Origin of the sequence: Kribbella sp. NBC_01484 (assembly GCF_036227145.1) — a bacterium.
Classification (GTDB): Bacteria; Actinomycetota; Actinomycetes; order Propionibacteriales; family Kribbellaceae; genus Kribbella.
In genome coordinates, this window is the sequence record NZ_CP109437.1 from 7,365,146 (window position 1) to 7,386,837 (window position 21,692).

20 protein-coding genes are annotated in these 21,692 nt (G+C 68.9%); 7 read left to right on the forward strand and 13 right to left on the reverse strand.

The genetic code is table 11. From position 1 onward, the window contains the following. The first annotated feature begins 40 nt into the window (after positions 1–40). Positions 41–871 (forward strand): NAD(P)H-binding protein, encoded by an 831-nt coding sequence (locus OG555_RS35565; protein ID WP_329477240.1) that lies wholly within the window; start codon positions 41–43, stop codon positions 869–871. Here OG555_RS35565 and OG555_RS35570 read toward each other — a convergent pair. Next, positions 864–1,382 (reverse strand): TetR/AcrR family transcriptional regulator, encoded by a 519-nt coding sequence (locus OG555_RS35570; protein WP_329477242.1) that lies wholly within the window; start codon positions 1,380–1,382, stop codon positions 864–866. The two genes, OG555_RS35565 and OG555_RS35570, sit on opposite strands and share 8 nt — an antisense overlap. Before the next feature lie 56 nt (positions 1,383–1,438). Here OG555_RS35570 and OG555_RS35575 point away from each other — a divergent pair, with 56 nt between their 5' ends. The 3 genes from OG555_RS35575 to OG555_RS35585 all read left to right on the forward strand — a co-directional run bounded on the left by OG555_RS35575 (position 1,439) and on the right by OG555_RS35585 (position 6,806). After that, on the forward strand, positions 1,439–1,813 hold the full coding sequence (locus OG555_RS35575; protein WP_329477244.1) for a hypothetical protein: 375 nt from the start codon (positions 1,439–1,441) through the stop codon (positions 1,811–1,813). A 75-nt stretch (positions 1,814–1,888) separates the two neighbouring features. Then, on the forward strand, positions 1,889–5,707 hold the full coding sequence (locus OG555_RS35580; protein WP_329477246.1) for a discoidin domain-containing protein: 3,819 nt from the start codon (positions 1,889–1,891) through the stop codon (positions 5,705–5,707). Positions 5,708–5,714: 7 nt separating this feature from the next. Continuing rightward, on the forward strand, positions 5,715–6,806 hold the full coding sequence (locus OG555_RS35585; RefSeq protein ID WP_329477248.1) for a Gfo/Idh/MocA family protein: 1,092 nt from the start codon (positions 5,715–5,717) through the stop codon (positions 6,804–6,806). 60 nt (positions 6,807–6,866) lie between these two features. Here OG555_RS35585 and OG555_RS35590 read toward each other — a convergent pair whose 3' ends face one another. The 8 genes from OG555_RS35590 to OG555_RS35625 form a co-directional block, all read right to left on the reverse strand. After that, entirely contained in the window at positions 6,867–7,424 is a 558-nt protein-coding gene (locus OG555_RS35590) for a GNAT family N-acetyltransferase (RefSeq protein ID WP_329477250.1), read from the reverse strand. Then, complete coding sequence (locus OG555_RS35595; RefSeq protein ID WP_329477252.1) at positions 7,421–8,683, reverse strand: ROK family transcriptional regulator; 1,263 nt, start codon at positions 8,681–8,683, stop codon at positions 7,421–7,423. Before OG555_RS35595 ends, OG555_RS35590 begins: the two co-directional genes overlap by 4 nt. Before the next feature lie 55 nt (positions 8,684–8,738). Further along, complete coding sequence (locus tag OG555_RS35600) at positions 8,739–9,992, reverse strand: enolase C-terminal domain-like protein (RefSeq protein ID WP_329477254.1); 1,254 nt, start codon at positions 9,990–9,992, stop codon at positions 8,739–8,741. Next, positions 9,993–10,868, reverse strand: a complete 876-nt coding sequence (locus OG555_RS35605; RefSeq protein WP_329477256.1) for an NAD-dependent epimerase/dehydratase family protein — start codon at positions 10,866–10,868, stop codon at positions 9,993–9,995. Further along, complete coding sequence (locus OG555_RS35610; protein ID WP_329477258.1) at positions 10,865–11,746, reverse strand: carbohydrate ABC transporter permease; 882 nt, start codon at positions 11,744–11,746, stop codon at positions 10,865–10,867. Before OG555_RS35610 ends, OG555_RS35605 begins: the two co-directional genes overlap by 4 nt. Beyond that, positions 11,743–12,669 carry a carbohydrate ABC transporter permease gene (locus OG555_RS35615; protein ID WP_329477260.1) on the reverse strand — a complete coding sequence of 309 codons (927 nt, stop codon included), beginning with the start codon at positions 12,667–12,669 and terminating at the stop codon, positions 11,743–11,745. The genes OG555_RS35610 and OG555_RS35615 overlap by 4 nt, the downstream gene beginning before the upstream one ends. A 3-nt stretch (positions 12,670–12,672) precedes the next feature. Further along, positions 12,673–14,055, reverse strand: a complete 1,383-nt coding sequence (locus OG555_RS35620; protein WP_329477262.1) for an ABC transporter substrate-binding protein — start codon at positions 14,053–14,055, stop codon at positions 12,673–12,675. A gap of 131 nt (positions 14,056–14,186) precedes the next feature. Beyond that, positions 14,187–14,459, reverse strand: coding sequence for an alpha/beta fold hydrolase (locus tag OG555_RS35625; RefSeq protein ID WP_329477264.1), 273 nt, complete (start codon positions 14,457–14,459; stop codon positions 14,187–14,189). Between the two features lie 63 nt (positions 14,460–14,522). Here OG555_RS35625 and OG555_RS35630 point away from each other — a divergent pair, with 63 nt between their 5' ends. Next, entirely contained in the window at positions 14,523–14,894 is a 372-nt protein-coding gene (locus OG555_RS35630; RefSeq protein ID WP_329477266.1) for a VOC family protein, read from the forward strand. A 12-nt stretch (positions 14,895–14,906) separates the two neighbouring features. Here OG555_RS35630 and OG555_RS35635 read toward each other — a convergent pair whose 3' ends face one another. Further along, entirely contained in the window at positions 14,907–15,992 is a 1,086-nt protein-coding gene (locus tag OG555_RS35635; RefSeq protein ID WP_329477268.1) for a DUF5937 family protein, read from the reverse strand. Between the two features lie 99 nt (positions 15,993–16,091). Here OG555_RS35635 and OG555_RS35640 point away from each other — a divergent pair, with 99 nt between their 5' ends. Beyond that, complete coding sequence (locus OG555_RS35640) at positions 16,092–17,324, forward strand: MFS transporter (protein ID WP_329477270.1); 1,233 nt, start codon at positions 16,092–16,094, stop codon at positions 17,322–17,324. Positions 17,325–17,339: 15 nt separating this feature from the next. Here OG555_RS35640 and OG555_RS35645 read toward each other — a convergent pair whose 3' ends face one another. After that, a complete protein-coding gene (locus OG555_RS35645; protein ID WP_329477272.1) occupies positions 17,340–18,158 on the reverse strand; it encodes a sulfurtransferase in 819 nt (272 codons plus the stop codon). Further along, positions 18,155–18,808 carry a thymidine kinase gene (locus tag OG555_RS35650; RefSeq protein WP_328520871.1) on the reverse strand — a complete coding sequence of 218 codons (654 nt, stop codon included), beginning with the start codon at positions 18,806–18,808 and terminating at the stop codon, positions 18,155–18,157. Before OG555_RS35650 ends, OG555_RS35645 begins: the two co-directional genes overlap by 4 nt. A gap of 98 nt (positions 18,809–18,906) precedes the next feature. On the opposite strand from OG555_RS35650, the gene OG555_RS35655 reads away from it, so the two are divergent. Continuing rightward, a complete protein-coding gene (locus OG555_RS35655; RefSeq protein ID WP_329477274.1) occupies positions 18,907–20,550 on the forward strand; it encodes a S8 family peptidase in 1,644 nt (547 codons plus the stop codon). A gap of 13 nt (positions 20,551–20,563) precedes the next feature. Here OG555_RS35655 and OG555_RS35660 read toward each other — a convergent pair whose 3' ends face one another. After that, positions 20,564–21,688 carry an alkaline phosphatase family protein gene (locus OG555_RS35660; RefSeq protein WP_329477276.1) on the reverse strand — a complete coding sequence of 375 codons (1,125 nt, stop codon included), beginning with the start codon at positions 21,686–21,688 and terminating at the stop codon, positions 20,564–20,566. Positions 21,689–21,692 lie beyond the last annotated feature (4 nt).

Consider the following 21,692-nt stretch of genomic DNA (forward strand, 5'->3'; position numbering starts at 1 on the left):
AAGTAGCGTCCTCGTCAGATCAACCGAACGAGGAGAGAACATGATCGTGGTCACCGGAGCGACCGGAAACGTCGGCCGCCCGCTCATCCAGTCCCTGGCCGCCGCAGGCGAGCAGGTCACCGCAGTTTCCCGCCGGATCTCCGACGTACCGAGCGACGTACCGAACGGCGTACGGCGCCTGCAGGCCGACCTGGCTCAGCCAAAGACTCTCGAGCCCGCACTCGACGGCGCGAAGGCGGTCTTCCTGCTGACGGCCGCCGAGTTCCTGGCCAACGGCAACATGAAGGACGTCATGGAGGTCGTCGAAGCCTCAGGTGTCGAGCGCGTCGTCCTGCTGTCTTCGCAAGGCGTCGGCACCAAGCGGCACCCGTCGGACATCGAGGACGCGGTCACGCAGTCCGGCCTCGGCTGGACGATGCTGCGCCCTGGCAACTTCGCCAGCAACGCGTTCCAGTGGGCCGAGTCGATCCGCACCCAGCGGCTGATGGCGGCCCCGTTCGCCGACATCGCCCTGCCGGCCGTCGATCCTGACGACATCGCCGAGGTCGCCGCCGCTGCGCTCCGCGACCAGAGTCACGCCGGCAACGTCTACACGCTGACCGGACCGGTGGCGATCTCGCCGCGACAGCAGGCCGAAGCGATCGCACAGATTGTCGGCGAGCCGGTGCAGTTCGTCGAACTCAGCCGCGACGAGGCCCGCAGCCGGATGCTGGCCTACATGCCCGAGCCGGTCGTTGAGGCCACCCTCGGCGCACTCGGTACGCCGACCGCGGCCGAGCAAGAGGTGAGCCCCGACGTGGAGAAGGTGCTCGGCCGACCCGCGCGGACCTTCACGGACTGGGTCACCCGCAACCTCCCCGCGTTCAAGTAGTCCGGACCAACGGCAGGAACACGTCGTCGACGAGTGACGTGAGAGTCGAGGCGGCGACGGGCTCGCGGGCGAACACCATCTCGTGGCGCAGCAGGTTGGTGGGTGCGGTGAGGACCCGGGCGGGAACGTCCCCGGTCGGGATCTCACCGCGGGCCGCCGCCCGCTGGACGATGGTCGCCATCACGCCCGACATCCGGCTGTAGACCTCCGGATCCAGATCCGGCGCCTCGGCCAGCAGACCGTGGACGATGTCGGGCCCGACCGATGCGAACCGGTCGGCCATCCGCCGCAGTACGGCGAGGACGTCATCACGCAGGCTCCCCATGTCGGGGATGTCCTCGACGATCGAGCCGGTGCGATGCCGCATCGCCGCGACCACCAGCTCCGCCCGGTTTCTCCACCGCCGATACAGCACCTGCTTGCCGGTGTGGGCCCGCGCGGCGACCGCCTCCATCGTCAGCCGTGCGTACCCGGACTCCATCAGCTCGTCCCAGGCGGCGTCGAGCAGCACGGCCTCCAGCTCGGCACCCCGCCGGCGGCATCACCGATCGGCTCGGCGCGCGCCCAATGGTCCTCGTAGGCATCGCGCTGACCACGATCGGCACCATCCCGTTCGCCTTCGCGGGTACGACGTACGTCCTGCTGGCGATCGCTCTCGTCGTGCGTGGCGCGGGGCTCAGTGCGGTCAACCTGGCCGTGTTGGTCGGCGCCTTTCGGGAGCTGGAGCCGCGGCAGATCCCGGACGCCAGCAGCACGACCCGGATCATGCAGCAGCTCGGCGGTGCGTTCGGCGCAGCCACCCTGGCCGTGGTCCTGCAGGACCAGCTGACCGGCCACACCGCGCGGATCGCCTACGCGCACAGCTTCGCCTGGGCGATCGCGTTCACAGTGATCGCGGCCGTTCCGGCCGTTCTGCTGCGCCGGAGGCCGGGTCTTGAATAAGTAACACGCTTGGTTTAACTTATCCGCGCACCTGCTGTCGCATGTACTCCGGCCCGCCACCTGGAGGTTTTCAGCATGTCCAGACGCCTGCTCGCGCGGGTCCTCCCCGCTCTCCTTCTTTCGAGCGTGATCGCCGTACCAACGGCCCACGCCGCCACGATGTACCCGAGCGGGGTCGGCACCGATCTCGGACCGACGCCGACCACGCTCGGGGTGAAGCCCGCGGCCGGCGACGATCCCGCTGGGCTCCGAACCGGCACCGAACAGGGCCGGACCTACTGGCAGACCAACCAGGCCGCGAACACCGGCTACCTCGAGTTCGACGTCGACCGTGACTACGTCGACGAGATCGGCACCGACGACGTCCTGGTGACGGTGACCTATCTCGACGCCGGTACCGGCACGCTCGAGCTGCAGTACGACGCCAAGACGAATCCGCAGGCGGACACGACGGACGTCCAGCTGACCAACACCGGCCAGTGGAAGACCGGCGTCTTCGAGCTCACCGACATCGGGTTCACCAACTGGTTGGGCGACGCCGACCTGAGGCTCTTCGGGAGCGCCGACATCACCGTCGCCGGTCTCCGGATCAGCACGGCGGGCGCCTCGGTGCAGCTGGGTGCGTCGCCGATCCAGAGCGGTATCAGTCCGCGCGCCGGGGACGACGCGGCGCATCTCGTGACCGGAGTGCAGGACGGCCGGCCGTACTGGCAGACCGATCACACCGCTCCGGCACCAGGCACGAACTTCTTCTACATGAACGTTGCCGACACCTACCTCTACGACAACCACAGCCTGGTGCTGATCAGCATCGACTACTTCGACGAGGGCAACGGTCAGTTCGGCCTGCACTACGACTCCCCGGGCGAGACGATCCCGGAGAAGTTCAAGAACTCCGAAGTCGTTCGCTACGGCGACACCAAGACGTGGAAGACATACACCTTCGCGTTGCCCGACGCGGTGATGACGAACCGCTCCAACGGCGGCGACTTCCGCATCCACAACGGCGACGGCTCGGTCGACCTCAAGGTCGCCGCCGTCCGCGTCGCCAAGGTCGCGACCACGCTCAACGTCACCGAGGGCCTCCTCGACCTGATCGACCAGGCCGCGCGCACTGAGACGGCCGCCCGCGAAGGCACCCGCGACGGCCAGTACCCGGTCGGCTCTCGCGCCACCTTCCGCGCCGCGATCGACGACGCCCGCGCTGTCGCGGCCACGCCAGGCGTGACCGACGTACAGGTCAAGGCGGCACTGCAGAACCTGCAAGCCAAGCTGGACGCGTTCACCGCGTCGGCGGTGAACACCAACTTCGCCGGATCCGGTACGGCGACCGCCAGCAGCGGCACAGGGGTCACCAACGTCAACGACGGCAACCACAACACCGCCTGGACCAGCGGCCCGGGCGACTCCTGGCTGCAGCTCGACCTCGGCAAGCCGCGACCGGTCAACGACGTCCGCGTCGAATGGGCCGAGGCCTACTCCCCCGACTACACCGTCCAGGTCTCGAACGACGGCACCAAGTTCACCAGCGTCGGCCGGATCGGCTCACCAGGCGGCAACCAGGTCAGCAAGACGCGATTCGCGACCACCTCCGCGCGATACGTCCGGGTCGCGATGACCGGAGCCGACTCCTTCATCGTCAAAGAACTCGAGCTCCGGCAGTCCCCGGTCGTGACACCGAACCCGCGCCTGGTCGACACGATCAGCCCGACCGAGGACGGCGTCGTCGCCGACTTCGACGCCACCCAGTACGGCGCCGACCGCACCGGCCGGCGTGATTCCACCCAGGCGATCCAGCAGGCGATCTACGCCTGCCAGGACGCGGGCGGCGGCACGATCTGGCTGCCGGCCGGCAAGTACAAGGTGACCGACACGATCGAGGTGCACGCGTTCTGCACGCTCCGCGGTGATCACGGCCAGGCGCCCGGCTACGGCACCGTGGTCATCGCCGACCTGCCGTCAGGGGACGACGGACCGAGCCTCTTCCGGATCGGTGGCAGCGCCGGCGTCCTCGGCGTCACGACGTACTACCCGAACCAGAACGCGACCGACCCGGTCCCGTACAACTACACGTTCGAGATCCCCGGCGGCGCCTGGATCGGCAACGAGAACTACATGATGGCGACCGTCTCCGACGTCACCATGCTCAACTCGTACCGCGGCATCGGCGTCAGCACGATGCCGAACGACCAAGGCAACGCCCCCAGCTCCGGCCAGGTGCACGAGTCGACCACCATCCGCAACATCAGCGGTACGGCGCTGTTCGAGGGTGCCCGTGCTTACAACGGCGCCGACGTCGGCACCTGGGAGAACGTTGCCTTCAGCAACTCCTATTGGGCGTCCGCTCCGGCCGCCTACCACCCACCGGCCCGTACGGCGCTGGACGCGTGGACCCGCGCGCACGGCACCGGCCTGGTCCTCGGCGACCTCGAGTGGGATCAGTTCCACCGCATCTCACTGGCCGACTACGCGGTCGGCATCCATGTGGTCGCCGGCCAGCGGGCCCAGTTCACCGGCAGCTTCCTGGAACCCGACATCCGCCGGACCGGGACCGGCCTGCTCGTCGACGTGATGGACGACCGGTGGGGTATGACGCTCGCGGCCGGCCGGATCGAGGGCAGTGACCACGCGATCCAGAACAACTCGCGTGGCTACGTCAAGGTCACCGGCACCTCGCTGACCGGCGCCGTCGACGGGATCGTGCACCGGATGTCCGGCACGGCACCGACGTACCAGACCAAGCCGCTGCCCAAGCCGAAGCAGTCGCTGTACGTCGTCGACGCGGCGCACGGAGTCGGATATCTCCCGGCCGCCGACGCGACGAGCGCCGTACAGAAGGTGCTGGACAAGGCGGGGCGCGACGGCGGCGGCATCGTCTATCTGCCCGCCGGGTGGTACCGGATCGGCACGCATCTCACCGTCCCCGCGAAGGTCGAGTTGCGCGGCGCGTCCGCGGTGCCGAACCGGGACCAGGGCGGCGCAAGTGGTGGGACCGTTCTGCAGGCTTTCGAGAAGAACACCGAGACAGCGCTGCTCACCCTGCAGAACCGTGCGGGCGTCCGTGGGCTGCGGGTGTTCTACCCCGAGAACAACCCCGGCTCGGCGGACGGCGTCGTACCGTACCCGTACGCCGTCCGCGGGCACGCCGGTGGCAACTACGTCATCAACGCCGGCTTCCCGAACGCGTGGAACGGGATCGACCTCAGTGGTGACGACGTCGTGGTCCGCAAGGTCGCCGGCGCGTTCTTCGACCACGCGATCGCGATCGGCCCGGGCCGCGACGGCCGGATCGAGGGCGTGCTGTCGAACGGAAACGCGGTGACCCGGGTCGGCTACCAGCAGCCGTACTGGATGAACGAGGGCAGCATCTTCGAGCTCGTCATCGACAAGTACATGCGCAAGACCGCCAAGATCGTCACCGTCGACGGCGCCCGCGGACTCACCTTGCTCAATGTCTTCGCGTACGGCTTCCACGACGGGCTCGTGGTGAACTCCGGTCAGGTGGACGCGTTCAACCTGGGCACGGACAACCTCGGCACCGACGGTCATACCGTGAAGGTGGTCAACGGCGACGTCGAGGCGACCAACCTCGCCCGGTACAACGGCGCCACCCTCAGCGGCCCCGCCACGCTACGCAACGTGATGGTGATCAACGTCGTCCAGCGCAGCGTCTCAGTGAAGGTCAGTGGTGATGGCACCGCGAAGATCAGCGGCAACGAATCCGAACCCGGCACCTACGAAGTCGGCGCGCAGGTCATCGTGACGGCGACGCCAACATCGGATAGCGTTTTCCAGAACTGGACCGTCAACGGGACGGTGGTCTCGACCGAGCCGTCGTACACCTTTACCGTCAGCACGGACCAGGTTCTGACCGCGAACTTCCAGGCGAAGTAGGAGCGAGATGGCTGACACACACCAGCAGCAGGTCGCGATCGTGGGCTGCGGCATCATCGGCCGCACCCACGCGGACACGATCGCGGCACGGCCGGATGCGACCGTGACCGCCCTCGTCGACATCGACGCCGGCGCGCGGGAGGCGCTGGCGGCGCGGCTGACGGAGGCGGGCCGGCCCGAACCGAAGCTGTACGACGATCTGGCCGGTGCGCTGAGTGGATCGGACATCACGCTGGTCGCGATCTGCACCCCGAGCGGGACCCACGCCGAGCTGGCCGAGCAGGCGCTGAACGAGAAGAAGCACGTCGTCATCGAGAAGCCGATCGACGTCGATCTGACCCGGGCCCGTCGCCTCGGCGCGGCGGCCACCCGGGCGGGGAACCAGGGTGTTCTCTCCTCCGTGATCAGCCAGCACCGGTTCGACGCGGGCAGCGCGGCGATCAAGCAGGCGATCGACGCCGGCCGGTTCGGCGAGCTCACGTCCTCGGTCGCGACGGTTGCCTGGTGGCGCAGCGACGAGTACTACGCCTCCGCCGGCTGGCGCGGTACCTGGGAACTGGACGGCGGCGGCGCGCTGATGAACCAGGGTGTGCACACCGTCGACCTGATGCTGTGGTTCATGGGCCGACCGGTGAACATCCAGGCCCAGGCACTGCGGGCGGCGCATCACGCGATCGAGGTCGAGGACACCGTGGTCGCGACGATCACCTTCGAGTCCGGTGCCGTCGGCACCCTGCACGCGACGACCGCGGCCTTCCCGGGTGGCCGGACGCGGCTGTCGGTGCACGGCACCGCGGGTGGCGCCGAGGTGGAGGACGATCTGCTCAGCCGCCTGAACGTCGACGGTGCGAAGGACGACGCCCCGATCGACGTCGGTCCGCCCGGCGGCCACAAGGCGCAGTACGACGACATCCTGTCAGCGATCGCCGACGGTCAGCAGCCGGCGATCACCGTCCACGACGCGATCGACGCCCTGGCCACGGTCCGAGCGGTCTACATCGCGTCGACCCTGCAGCGTCCGGTCAAGTTCATCGACGTACTGGAAGGCCGCTACGACGACGTGGACGTCTCCCGCGGGATCCGCCTCCCACCGAACTAGGCCGTTGCGTCCGAAGAAGTGAGGGCTATGACCCACACTTCTTCGGACGCAACACGGTCGTCAGGCGCCGGGCGCGCGGTCGTTGAGGATGCGCTGGTAGAGGTTGCAGTCCTGCCAGTACCCGTCGATGTGCAGGTACGTCGGCGCCGTGCCGATCTGCCGGAAGCCCGTGCGCTCGAGGACGCGCTGCGACGCGGTGTTGCCGGTCAGCGTGCTCGCCTCGATGCGGTGCAGTTTGAGCTCGGCGTCGGCGATCTCCGCTACCGCCTCGACCGCGCGGGTCGCCAGACCCCGGCCGAGCACGTCGACGGCGAGCCAATAGCCGAGGCTCGCGCTGCGGAACGGTCCGGGCACGAGGTCGCTCAGGGTGATCTGGCCGACGAGTCGGTCGCCGGCGTCGAGCACCCACGGCACGACCTGCCCGTTCTTGTATCGCTCGAGCTGGTAGGTCAACCGCTCCGCCTGTCCGGCCGGAGTGAACCACTTCTCCACCCGTTCGGGCTCCCAGGGCCGGAGGTGTTGTCTGCTGCGGATCTGTTCGTCGGCCAGCGCGGCGGCGTCGTCGAGGGTGGCGATGCGGAGCTGAACGTCGGTCGTCAGCGGGCGGGATTCGATCACTTGGGCAGCCTACGTGCTTGGGAGGATCCGCTGACCCGGGGCGTGAAGGCGTCGTGGAAGATCGTCGACGCGGCGCCGACCGCGGCTGCGTCGGTCTGCAGCATCGACTCCTCGACCACGACCGGCCGGGTCTCGCGGGCGACCGGATGCGCGTTCACCGCGCGGCCGATCTCGGTCAGGAAGATCTCCGAGATCTCCTTCCCGAACGCGGGTCCGCCCAGTACGACGAGGTCGATGTCCAGCAGGTCGACCAGGCCGACCGCCCCTTGCCCGATCACCCGCGCGACCTGGGTGACCGCCTTGACGGCTGCCGCGTCCCCGTCCGAGGCCGCCTTGCAGACGGCCTTGTAGCGCTTCGCCTCGTCGGTCGCGCTCGGGTCGGTCTCGACGTACCCGAAGTCGGCGGCGATCACGGGCAGCGAGGCGGTCGGGTTGCACTCGGGCACCATCCGCGGACCGTCCTCGGGAGTCCACTCCCCCATCCGCAGTGCTGCGATCTGGCCGAACTCGCCGGCGTTCGCCGTACCGCCGCGGTAGACCGAACCGTTCAGGATCAGGCCGCTGCCGACGCCCGTGCCGAGGTAGAGGTAGGCGAAGTCGCGGGAGCGGGCCGAGCGGCCGATCCAGCGCTCACCGATCGCGGCCGCCGTACCGTCCTTCTCGACCAGGACCGGATGGTTGAGCTTCTCCTGCAGCAACTGGCGGATCTTCAGACCACGCCAGGCCGGCTGCAGCGGGAGCGCGAGCAGCGAGCCGTCCGCGTCGATCGGCCCCGGTACGGCGACGCCGACGCCGAGCATCGAGGCGAGGTCGATCTGGCTGATGCTGAGCGCCGCGGTGACGGTCGCGGCGGCCAGGTCGACCAGTTTGGTCGCCTCCAGATCGTCGGCCAGGTCCACGGTCTCCCGGCGCACGATCGTGCCGTCGAGGTCGACCACCGCGACGGTCAGCAGTTCGGGGTCGATGTGGATGCCGACCGCGTGGGCCGCGTTCGAGCGCAGCCGCACCGGGGTGCGTGGCTTGCCGAGGCGTTCGGCGCGCTCCTGCGCTTCCTCGACGAGCAGCCCCTGCTGCAGGAGGATGCGCAGGATCCGCGACACCGACTGCTGGGTGAGACCGGTCCGGCGGGAGATCTCGGTCCGGCTGATGATCCCGGCCAGCCGGATCGTCTCGATGATCACCGCCTCGTTGAACGACCCCAGGTCGTACTGGTTCGCGCCCGCGCGCCGCAGCTCCGATTCCTCACCCGAGTCGTCCATCGCCACCTCCCCGCTCTTCCCGATTAGCCGCGATCGTACTGCCGAAGGTGCTTGATCACGGTGCTTCGAGCGCTCCGTCGATGCGTCGTACGCCGGCCGCCCACTCGTCGTGTCCGGACAGTTGCGCGGGATAACGGGCCGCCGCCTCCAGGTCGAGGTCGATCCCCCAGCCGGGAGCCTCGTTCGGACGCAGCCAGCCATCCTCGATCCGCAGCGTCCCGGGGAACACCTCGTACGTCGCCTCGTTGTAGAGATGACCCTCTTGGATGCCGAAGGCAACGGAGCTGACGTCGAGGGCGACGTTCGCGGCCGCGCCGATCGGCGAGGTGTCACCGGGCCCGTGCCACGCAGTCCGGACGCCGGAGATCTCGGCGAGATCGGCCAGCTTCCGGGCCGGCGTGAGACCGCCGATGTCGGACACGTGCGACCGGATGAAGTCGACGCCGCCGTCACGGATCAGGCGGACCGCGTCACCGAAGGACGTCGTCAGCTCACCGACGGCCAGCGGCACCGGCGACGCCGCCCGCACCTCAGGCAGCCGGTCCCAGAGCTCGGGCGCCAGCACGTCTTCCAGGAAGAACAGCCGGTGCGGCTCGAGCGACCGGGCCAGCAGCACGGCATCCTTCGGCGTGAGCCGGGAGTGCACGTCGTGCAGCAGCTCGACGTTGTCCGGCAGCACGTGCCGCGCCTCCGCGAACAGCTCCGGCGTCGTCCGCAGGTAGTCCCGCGCGGACCAGCCGTTGTGGTACGGCGCGTCCGGATAGAGGGTCGGCACCCGCGGAGCGCCGTACCCGCCGCCGCCAGGCGTCGAGACCTGCAGACGGATGTGCCGCCAGCCCTGTGCAATCAGCTTCTGCGCGTGGTCGAGGGTCTCCTCGATCGTCTTGCCACTGGCGTGGATGTAGGTGTCGGCCGCCGCGCGGACCTTGCCGCCGAGCAGCTCGTAGACCGGCATGCCGGCCCGCTTGCCGGCGATGTCCCACAGGGCCTGGTCGATGCCGGAGATCGCGTTGTTCGTCACCGGTCCGCCACGCCAGTAGCCGGAGTACCCGGCGAGGCGGGTCAGGTCGCCGATGTCACCCGGGTAGCGGCCGACCAGCAGCCGGGCCAGATGCTCGTCGACGAACGTCTGGACCGCCTTCCACCGCTGGGTGAACGTCGCGCACCCGAGCCCGTACAAGCCGGGCTCGGTGGTGTCGATCTTCACCACCACCAGCGGGATGCCTTGCGGCGCGGTCACGATCGCCTTGACCTCGCGGATCCGGACGTCGTCCCGGACGGGCCACGGCTGGTCGAAGTTCGAGGGCATTCAGAGCTCCAGGGGAAGGGTCGGTAGGTCGAGTTCGTGCCGGGCCTGGAAGCCGAGCACGGTCCGGACGGCGGTCAGGTCGATCGGCACCTCGCGGCCGATGAACCGGCGCGACCGCCGCACGTCCGGCGCGAACGCGTCGAGGAGGTCCTCGGTCGCGTACGGCGCGAGAGTAGTGCCCGCGGCGACGAAGAACGTATGCGCCCCGGACGCCGGCGCGGTCAGCCCGAGCTCGATCGAGTACGCCGCGTCCCGCGTGTCCAGGTAGCTCCAGGCCTCCCGCAGTCCGGCGGCCGGCGTCTCCCGGGCGTTGCCGGCCAGCCGCTGCAGCACCTCGGCCGAGTTCACGTGCGGGAAGCGGAACGCGACCACATCGATCCCCCAGCGCCGCCAAGCCATTCTGGCGGTGTTCTCGTCGTTCTGCTTGGACAGCGAGTACGGGTCGCCGACGTCGGCCGGCGCCTTCTCGTCCCAGGGGAAGTACGCCGGCTTGATCTCGTGCGGGTTGAACGGGATCCCGGTCGCGTTGATGCTGCTCGCGATCACGGCCCGTTCGATCCCGAGCGCTCCGGCCTGGGCGAGCACGTTGAACGTCGACACCACGTTGATCGCGTAGACGTCGTACGGCGTACCCGCCGACGGGTGAGCGAGTGCCGCCAGGTGGACGACGTACTCGGCGCCCTCGAGCGCCCGGGCGACGTCCGGCTCGGACCGGGTGTCCCCGATCAGCACGCGGTCGGCCTTGAGGTCCGGGTGCTCGACGTTGGTCAACGCCGTCACCCGGGCCCCGAGCTCGTTCAGGTGTTCAACCGTCGCCAGGCCGATCCGCCCGGCCGCCCCCGTCACCAGCACCCGCCGGCCGTTGAGTGGACTCACTCTTTGATACCCCCTGCCATCCCCACGCCTCGCAGGAATTGCTTCTGGAACAACAAGAACAACACGACAGGTATCAGAACCGCGAGGAACAGGGCACTCATCTGCAGGGAGATCTCCGTGGTCTTCTGCACCCGTGGCAGGGCGACCGAGATCGGTTGCAGCCGCGGGTCGGGCAGGACGAGCAGCGGCCAGAGGTAGTCCTTCCAGGACCCGATCACCGTCAGTAGTGCGACGACGCCGACGATCGGCTTGGACAGCGGCAGGATCAGCGCCGTGAACAACCGCAGGTTGCTCGCCCCATCTATCCGGGCGGCCTCGATCAGCTCGCGCGGGATCGAGTCGAAGTACCGCTTCATCACCAGGACGTTGAACGCGCTGGCCGCCGACGGCAGCCAGACCGCCCAGAACGTGTTCTGCAGGCTGATCCCGAGGAGCGGCATCTTCAGCACAGTCATGTACAGCGGGACCAGTGAGATGACACCAGGCAGGAACAGCGTAGCCAGGACGGCTCCGGTGACGATCGGTCCCCATTTCGGCCGCAGGATGCTCAGTACGAAGGCTCCCGTCGTACACACGAACAGCGTCGAGATCATCGAGCCGATCGCAATGAACGCGGTGTTGCCCAGGTAGGCGCCGATCTGGACCCGGTTCCAGGCGTCGGGGATGTTCTTCAGCTGGATCCCCGACGGCCACAGCTGCATCGGGCCGCTCAGGATGTCCTGGCTGGTGGAGACGCCGGACTTGAGCAGCCAGAGCAGCGGGCCGACGCCCGCGATCAGGACACCGATGAAGATCAGCACCTGGATCGCCGGCAGGCCGACGCGGACCACGCTGCGCTGCCGGTCCTTGGTCGAGATGATTCCGCGCTCGTAGCTCATGTGGTACTCCAGCGGCGAGTGACGAAGTGGTAGACGACCGACAGCACGCACAGCACCCCGGCGAGCAGCACGCTGAGCGCGGTCGCGGCGCCGAAGTCTCCGTTGACGAACGCGTACCGGTAGATCAGCAGCAGGACCGTCATGGTGGCGTTGTTCGGGCCGCCGCCGGTGAACAGGAACGGCTCGGTGAACACCTGGAACGTCCCGATCAGCTGCAGCAGCATCATGATCAGGATGATTCCGCGGATCTGCGGCAGGGTGACGTGCCAGACCCGGCTCCAGATCCCCGAGCCGTCCAGCTCGGCCGCCTCGTACAACTCCGTGCGTACGCCGGTCAGCGCCGCCAGGTAGATGATCGACGTGGCGCCCGCGCCGGCCCAGGTCGCCTCCAGCACAATGGCCGGCATCGCCAGGGTCTGCGAGTTCAGCCAGGCGAACGGCCCGATCCCGAACCAGCCGAGGATCGAGTTGAAGACGCCCGCACCACTCGGGTCGTAGAAGAACGTCCACAACAGGATCGCGGCCACCGGCGGGACCACGGCCGGCAAGTAGGAGAACACGTTGTAGAGCCATCCGGTCTTGCGCAGCTCACTGATGAACACGGCCAGGAACAGCGGCACCGGGAAGCCGAAGAGCAGTGCCAGGAAGGCGAAGTACAGCGTGTTGAGCGCCGCCTGCGGGAGCTGCGGATCGGTCAGCACGTAACTGAAGTTCGACATCCCGACCCACTCGGCGGGCAGGACCAGGTTGTTCTTCTGGAAGCTGAGCACCAGGCCGCGGACGATCGGTCCCCAGGAGAAGTACAGGAAGATCAGCACCAGGGGCAGGGCGAAGAAGATGCTGCTGAGCCCGCCGGAGCGGTACCAGGTCGCGACGGACCTGGCACTGCTCCGGCTCCGCTTCGGCGTACGTAGCTGGAACATCGGCTACCGGGCCAGGCGTGCGTCGATCTTCGAAGCGGTGTCACTCAAGAGTTTGTCGATGTCGGCATCCTTCTTCGTGAGCACCTGCTGGACCACCGGGTCGAGCAGCGAGTAGACCTCCTGGCCCTTGTTCGACGGCTCGGGCAGCAGCTTCAGCGACGTGGTCGAGTCGATGTAGCCCTGGAACTGCTTGACCGGGACGTTCACGTACGGCTCACGCCACTTGTTGAACTGGTCGTACGTCTCCTGGCTCAGCGGGCTGATGCCGGGACGGCCGACGAAACCCTTGTCGGCGATCGTGTTCTTGGCGTCCTGGACCGCGACCGACTCGGTCGTGTACTTGTCGAACTGGTCGAACTTGATCCACTTCAGCGCGGCGACGATCTCGTTCTTGGTCGCCTTCGGGCTGATCATCTTCAGCGAGCCGCCGGTCAGCGTGCCGTACGGGCCACCGTCCTGCGGCAGCGCGCCCTCACCGAAGTCGGCGGGCTTCATGCCGAACTGCTTCACGCTCATGTCGTAGGCGTCCGGGGCCTGCAGGACCATGCCGATCTTGCCGGCCGCGAAGTCCTGGCGGACCTCCTCCTGGGTGTACAGGAACCTGCTGCCCATCGAGTTGTCGGTCCAGCGCATGTCCTTGAGCAGCTGCAGCGCCTTCTTGGTCGGCGCGTCGTTGAACGTGCTCTTCTTGCCGTCCGCGCTCTCGACCGTGCCGCCCATGCTGTAGGTCATCGTGGTCAGCATCCAGCCACCGGTGTTGTTCGTGGTCAGCTGCGCGTACCCCGCCTTGCCGGTCTTCTCGGAGATCTGCTTGGCGTACTGGCGGACCTCGTCCCAGGTCGTCGGCGGCTTGTCCGGGTCCAGGCCGGCCTTCGTGAACAGCGCGCGGTTGTAGGCGATGCCGACCGAGAACACGTCGATCGGTACGCCGTAGATCCGGCCGTTCGCGTCCTGGACGATCTTCAGGACGTTCGGGTTCAGGTCCTTGGTCAGGTCGACCAGCTTCAGCTCGTCGGTGATGTCCGGCAGCTGCTTGTTCGGGATCATGTTGGCCGGTTCGGTGAAGCTGATGTTCATCACCGTCGGCAGCGTCCCGCCGGCCACCTGGGCCTGGAAGGTCTGGGCCTGCCAGCTGGTCTCGGTCGACTTCACCGTGATGTTCGGGTTCTTCGCGGTGAAGTCGGCGATCTTCTGGTTGAACGCCTTCAGGTCGTTCGGCTTGTCGGGGGTCGGGCGGTCCCCGATCGTGATGGTGACCGGGGCGTTCTGGTCGATCTCGCCACCGGCGCCGGACGCCGACGGCGTCGTGCCCTTCGCACAGCCCGCGGCCGCGAGCACCAGCCCGGCAACCCCCAGGGCGGCGCCCCACCTGCTCACTCTCGTCATCGGAACTCCTCAGGTTTCCGGATGCCGCCGATGTGCTCTGAGCTACACACCGGCCAGGTCCCGAGTAAGTTAAACCAAGCGTGTTACTAATTCAATGCCTAGAAGGGGGTCAATTGCTGCAGCGCTTTCGCTCAGGGGTTGAGGTCGCCCAGCGGCATGAACTTGGGCGGCTGCGGATCGGCCAGGAAGTCGAGCAGCAGACTGTTGACCAGCCCGGGCTTCTCCAGCGGCAGTCCGTGCGAGGTCCCCGGTACGACGGCCACCTGGGCGTCCGGAATCGCCCGGGCGACCTCGGCGGTGTGCTCGATCCGGACGCAGTCGTCGTCACCCTGCATCAGCAGGACCGGCTCACCCGCGCCGAGCTCCTCGTAATACGTTCGGACTCCCCGCGCATCGACGTACATGATTGTCGAACGCCCGGAGCAGGCTCCGACGTTCCCGATGACAGCCAATCGAGAAGGGGCATCATGCCGAATCATGTCGTGCACTTCGAGATCACGGGGACCGATCCCGCCCGCCTGCACGCCTACTACCGAGAGCTCTTCGGCTGGACCTACGAGCTCGGGGACACCGTCTCCGGACAGGTCTCCGAAGCAGGCTCGTACGGCTTCGTGGACGCGAGCATCGCCGGCCTGAACGGCGGCGTCGGTGGTGGCGCGACACTTCGGCCCAAGGCGCTGTTCTATGTCGGTGTGGATGATGTCGGAGCCGCGCTGGACCAGGCCGAGGCACTCGGCGGACAGCGGGTCTTCGGACCGGACGGCGTACCGGGGAAGCTGGTCGTCGGTCAGTTCACCGATCCGGAAGGCAACCTGATCGGTGTCGCCGGCCCGCACTAGCCCCGCTGCTACTCAGCGCAGTACCGCCGCCAGCAGGTCAGCCCCGAGCGCCGTCAGATCGGGCAGGTTGAGGGTGTAGTGGACGTAGCGCCCGTGCCGCCGGGTTGAGAGCAGGCCCGCGCGGCGCAGGACGGCGAGGTGGCGGGAGACCTCCGGGGGTGAAAGTTCCCAGGCGTCGGCCAGCTCGCCGGTGGTGTGCGGGCCGCGGGCCAGCGTACGCAGTAGCCGCAGTCGGATCGGATTGGCGAGTGCCTCCAGCCGGAGGGTGACTGTTTCCAGCGACACCGGCTCCGATGGACTCTGCTCGGCGACGGGGTACTGCACCACCGGATGCCACCCGGGCGCGTGGACCGCCACCAGGTGCGGGCGGCCGAAGACGCTGGGGACGAAGGTGACCCCGGCACCGTGGGCGGAGGTCGCCTTGTCCTGCAGCTTGTCCACGATGATGCAGTCGCCGTCAGGTGCCAGGGTGACGGCGCTGGAGACCGAGGCGAGTGCTGCCCCGACGCCCTGGCGCTTGAGCAGATCGTTCTTCAGCCGCAGGTCGGTGGCAAGCTGCACGGCGACGCTTGTCCAGGCGGCGTCGAAGAAGGCCTCTGCACACTGTTCGAGGGTGTGGCGCACCCGCGCCCGCACTGCGGCCGGGTCCGCGAGGAGCCGTTCCGCGAAGGCCTCTTGGACCGCGCCGCGAGCCTGGGCCAGGTCCAAGGCACGCTCGCGTGCCGTCGCGTCGGCGAGCGGTGACGGCCCGGCGAAGTGGACCCGGTTGCTGCCGCATGTGGTGACGAGCGCGGCGGTCACATAGGTTTCATCGTCGATCCGGTCCACGTCGTCCAACTCGTCGGCGAGGGTGGGCCCGGGACGCGCGGGGACCAGGAAGTCGGCTCGTGAGGAACGCCAGAGGAACTCCGCTTCCCTGAGCCGCTCGGCCAGCTCCGGCGGCAGCCCGGCCCAGACGTCCCCGGCCCAGCCGGCGAGCTGCGGGTGATGCCCGGGTTCGGCCAGCACGTGCAGCATCGCGGTCAGCTCGGCCAGCGGGGAGGCAGCGAACCGTACTCGCCCGGACGGCAGGCCGCCGATGTCGATCCTCAACGTCATCTCCTCATCATCGCTGGTCGGACGGCCGGCGAACGCGTCGATTGACGGTGTCCGTCAACCGACATGGCCGGCCCGGCGGCCTCACGCACCGTTGACGCCATGGGAACCAGCACCAAGATCCAGCCGCGCGCCCTCGTCCGGGCCTCCGGAGGCCCCCGCTATGCCGTGGCCGTGGCCGTGGACTCGCTCGGCACCGGCCTGCTGCGGCCCTTTCTGCTGCTCTACGGGGTGACGGTGCTGAGGCTGTCCGCGCCGACCACCGGCATCGCCATGACCGTCGGCGTCGTCGTGGCGCTGGTATGCACGCCCGCGGTCGGCCGATGGCTGGACCGGGGCGCACGCAGCACGGTCGTGGCGGCGTCGATGCTGGTGCGTGTGGTGGGCGTGGCGCTGCTGCTGGCCGCACCGGCAGGGCACGTCTGGCTGTTCGCGACGGCGGCACTCTTCCTCGGCATCGGCAACCAGTCCTGGCCGGCCGCCCATGCAGCCCTCGTGGCCACGGTCGCCCACGGCCGCGAACGCGACGCCGCTCTCGCGGCCGGCCGCGCCGTGCGCAACGCCGGCCTGGGCGCGGGTGCGCTCCTCGCCACCGCATGTCTGGCAGGAGGCACCACCGCGTTCCAGGCGATGGCGGCGGTCAGCGGGCTCGCCTATCTCGCGGCGGCAGCCTTGGCATGGTCGGTCCACCTCCACACGCATCCGGCCGCTACTTCGGCCAAGGACAGGGCCGACAGGCCCGCACCTCGGATGCGCGCGCTGCTGGCAGCGAACGTGGTCTACGTCTTCTGCCTCAACGTCTTCGAAATCCCGGTCCCTCTGGTCCTGGTGACCCAGTTGCACGCATCCCCGGTGTGGCCGGCCGCCATCTTGGTGGGCAACACGGTGCTGGTGGTCACCCTGCAGGTTCCGGTCACCGTCCTGATGTCCAGGTTCTCCCGGCGAACCGTGCTGGCTCTCGCCGGCGTGATACTCGCCGCGTCCTACCTCGGCTTCCTCGTAGCCACCTCACTGGGACACGGCTGGGGTGCCCCGGCCGTCGCGACGGCATCCGTGGTCTGCACGATCGGCGAGATCATCTATGCCGGCAGCGCTACCGCGCTCGTCACCGCCCTCACCCCGGCGCATGTCCTGGGACGCACCCTCGCCCGCTTCCAGCTCTCCACAGGCTTCGGCCTCGCCATCTCCCCGGCGGTCATCACCGCTCTCGCCTCCCACGGCGCGGCTGCGCTCTGGGGCAGCCTCGCCGGTGCGACGCTCCTCTCCGCCACCGCCGTTGCCACCGAGAAGGACCAAGGTGCTCGTCGAGCAGGGCGCGCGCCTGCCCGTACATAGCCGCCGTACAACGGCTTAGTGCTTGCCGGTGGCGATCGGGCGGGAGGGGTCGGTGATCCATTCCGACCAGGAGCCGATATAGACGGTGGCGGGGAGGCCGGCCACGTCGAGGGCCAGGGCCTCGTGGGCGGCGGTGACGCCGGAACCGCAGTAGACGCCGACTTCGGTACTGGCGGTCGCTCCGAGCTTTTCAAAGCGTTCACGGAGTTCGGCGGCGGGGAGGAAGTGGCCGGTCTCGTCGACGTTCTGGGTGGTGGGGGCGTTGGTGGCGCCGGGGATGTGGCCGGCGACCGGGTCCATGGGTTCGACCTCGCCGGCGAAGCGCTCGGGGGCTCGGGCGTCCAGGAGTACGCCGGACGCCGCTATGGCGGCCGCACCATCGGCGTCGAGCAGCGGGAGGTGGCCGCCGGTGGCGATGTAGGTGCCGGCGCCGTCGGCAGGGACGTCGGTGGTGACCTCTCCCCCGGCGGCTTGCCAGGCGGCGAGGCCGCCGTCCAGGACGCGTACGTCGGACAGCCCGAAGTACCGGAAGATCCACCAGGCCCGGGCGGCCGCCATCGCGTTGGCGGTGTCGTAGACCACCACAGCGCTGTTCGCGGACACCCCAGCCCGGCGCAACGTGGCCGTCACGGTGGTTGCTTCGGGCAACGGGTGGCGACCGGGTCCGGGCGGACCGGCCAGCTCGGTGTCCAGGTCGACGAAGTGTGCTCCCGGCAGGTGACCCGCGTCGTACGCCTCCTTGCCTGGAGGACCGGCCAGGTTCCAGGTGACGTCGATGAGAACCGGCTTCGGGTCCGCCGCACGCAGTTCGTCGATGGTGATCAAGGGACTCATGACGCGGCTCCTCCGAAAGGCAGTACCTCGGGTGACAAGGTGGCGCGGGCGCGGGCCTGGGTGAGGCGGCGGCGGTGGTGCCGGCGGCAGAGCACTTCGTAGGAGACCTCGTGGTCCAGCGTCACCATGTCACCCACCACCAGCTGCTCGCCCTCGGTCACCATCTCCCCACCGATCGTACGGGCGTTGTGCGTGGCTCGTTCACCGCACCAGCACAGTGCCTCGACCTGCAGCAGCTCCATCCGGTCCGCGAGCTCCACCAACCGGGCCGATCCCGGGAACAGCGTCGCCCGGAAGTCGGTCAGGATGCCGAAGCAGAACACGTCGATCTGCAGCTCGTCGGCCAGCCGGGCCAGCTGCTCGATCTGCAGCGGGCTGTAGAACTGCGCCTCGTCGCACACCACGTAGTCGATCCGGCCGCCCTGCGTCAGCTCGTTCACGACGTAGTCCCAGAAGTCGAACTCGGGCCGCACCTCGACCGCCTCGGCGGCGAGTCCGAGCCGGGACGAGAGCACCGACTCACCGGCGCGGTCGTGGCTGGTGAAGATCCGCCCGAGCCGGCCCCGGGCCTTGTGGTTGTGGTCCATCTGCAGCGCCAGCGTGGACTTGCCGCAGTCCATGGTCCCGGTGAAATAGAGCAGCTCAGCCACGGGCGCACATCCTGCCAAGTCAGCGGATCACCTCGCACGCCGGGGTGGGCCGGAGGGTCCGGCTTGGGTTCTGGGCCTCCGGGCGGTTTGAATGGAACGTGCGCAAAGCTCTGGTCCTCTTCCTCGCGGCCTGTCTCATCGCCGCCACCGCCACCCTGCCGGCCGCGGCGACGCCGGTCCGGGCGCAGGCCGGGCTCCGCGCGTACTTCGTCATCACCGAGCCGGGCCAGACCGGAAAGGTCACCGGCGCGGTCGGCTCGAACGGCGGCACCGTCTACGCGACGTACGACGCGATCGGGGTGATCGTGGCGCACTCGACGGCCACCGACTTCGCCGCCAAGATGCGTGGCGTCGACGGCGTCCAGAAGGCCGGCGCCACCCGCACCTCGGACCTGCCCGCAGAGGTCGGCAACCCGGCGATCCCGCCCGTGGTGCCCGAGGCGGCCACCACCTCGCCCGAGATCGATCGCGGCGACATGACCCAGATCGGCGCGGACCGGGCCTGGCAGAAGAACCCTGGCTCCAAGAGCATCACGGTCGGCGTGCTCGACACCGGCGTGGACGACCAGCACCCCGACCTGAAGGCGAACTTCGACACGAGCAAGTCGGCGTCCTGTGCCTACGGCAAGGCCGACACCCGGCCCGGCGCCTGGCGGCCGGTCGGCGAGCACGGTACGCACGTCGCCGGCACCATCGCCGCGGCCCGGAACGGGATCGGCATGATCGGCGTCGCCCCTGGCGTGAAGATCTCGTCGATCCGGATCGCCGAGCCAGACAGTCAGCTGTTCTTCCCGGAGAACACGGTCTGCGCGTTCATGTTCGCCGCCGACAAGGGTGTCTCGGTCACCAACAACAGCTACTACGTCGACCCGTGGCTGTTCCTGTGCCCGACGGACCAGGACCAGGACGCGATCGCCGAGGCGGTCCGCCGGGCGGTCGCGTACTCGGACACGAAAGGCGTGGTGAACGTCGCCGCGGCCGGCAACGAGGACTACGACCTGGCGGAGAAGAGCACCGACGAGTCCAGCCCGAACGACTCGACCCCGGCCCCGCGCACGGTCGCCGACGACTGCATCAGCCTGCCGACCGAACTGCCGAACGTGGTCGTGGTGGCCTCCGTCGACTCGACCAGCACCAAGTCGCAGTTCTCCAACTTCGGTGAGAACAAGATCAACCTGGCCGCCCCCGGTCAGGGCGTCTACTCGACCGTTCCGGGCGGCGCCTACAAGGTGCTCGAGGGTACGTCGATGGCGTCGCCGCATGTCGCCGGCGTCGCGGCCCTGCTGCGGAGCGTGGATCCTCGACTGACCCCCGCGCAGGTGCGTGCCCGGCTCGCGCAGCAGGCGAACGACCTGGCCTGCCCGGCCGGCTCGTCCGGTCAGTGCGTCGGCTCGGCGGCGAACAACTCCTTCTACGGCGAGGGCATGGTCGACGCGGCGGAGGCGGTCGGTGCCGCCGCCGCGCAGCCGCAGGGTGCGGTGGCGATCACCGAGCCGTCCGAGCAGCTCGGATTCGGCGGAGTGCCGGCGATTCCGCTGCTGATGAAGGGGACCGGTGGCACCGGCGACATCAGCTACTCGGCGGCGGGCTTGCCGCCGGGGCTCAGCATCGACCCCGAGCGCGGCTGGATCACCGGAGTCCTCACCCCGGGCTCCGGACGCTACAAGGTGACCGTCGTCGCCCGGGACGGCGAGGCGAAGACGGCGCAGACCAGCTTCTTCTGGGACGTCTGGAGCTTCTAGCCGCGGACCGGAGCTAGCGGCCGGCGTCGACGAGCAGTGGGATCAACATCTCGTCGTCGGTGAGCGAGCCGTGCAGCCCGATCAGTCCGGCCTCGTGCGGGTACCGGCGGCTCGCGACCAGCGCGACCGGTCCGAGTGCGGCGACCACGACGTCGCCCAAGCGCGGCGCAACCCGGTCCTCGACGGCACCGAACCATCCACGTGCGACCGCATCCTCCCGGCTCAGCACGAGCGCCTTGTCCCCCAGCCGCTCGCGGTACTTCGCGATGACGTCGGCCTCTGCCCCGGCGAGGCAGTACAGATGCCGGAAGCGTGACTCGCCCCCGATGAGTCGCAGGCCGTCGGTCAAAGCAGGCTCGGCATCGAGGTCGAGGCGGTGCTCCGGCGCCACGTCAACCATCCCGTGGTCGGCGACGACGAGCAGTACGGCGTCGCGCGGCAACGCGGACCGGACTTGCTGCGCGAACATGTCCGCTGCGGCCAGCTCTTTCTGCCACTGCCACGACTCGCTCCCCTGCTGATGACCGGTGTAGTCCAACTGGGAGTCGTACACGTACACCAACGACGAGCTACCTTCACGGCTCGCGAACCGGGTCGCGTCCAGCCGGTCCTCGATGGTGTCCGCGCCACGGTGGGCACTTCCCCGAAACGCCGCGGCCGTCAGACCCGACGAGTCGAAGCGTGCCTTGCTCACGTTGCGCGTGGCAACGCCGGCAGCGGCGACGCGATCGAAGATCGTGCCATGCGGTTGCCAGCGGCGCGGGTCGACCGGTGCGTCCCAGGACAGGGCGTTCAGCAAGGCGCCGGTCTCCGGCACGATCGAGGTGTAGCCGACGATGCCGTGGGCGCCAGGCGGCAACCCGGTCCCAAGGCTGGTGAGGCTCACCGCGGTGGTCGAGGGCACTCCGGCCGTCAGGCTGCGACCGGTCGGCAGCAACGACGCGAGGTACGGCGCGGCATCCGCGTGCCGTTGCAGCAGGTTCCACCCCAGTCCGTCGAGCAGCAGGACGGCGTACCGCGGTGACGGCGGTAGGCCGAGGGCGTTCTGCTCGCCGGGGACCGACAGCGCACCGGCGACCGATGGGAGCACGTCGGCGAGCGAGCCACCGCCGTACTGCGGCTCCACCGGCACGATCACCGCA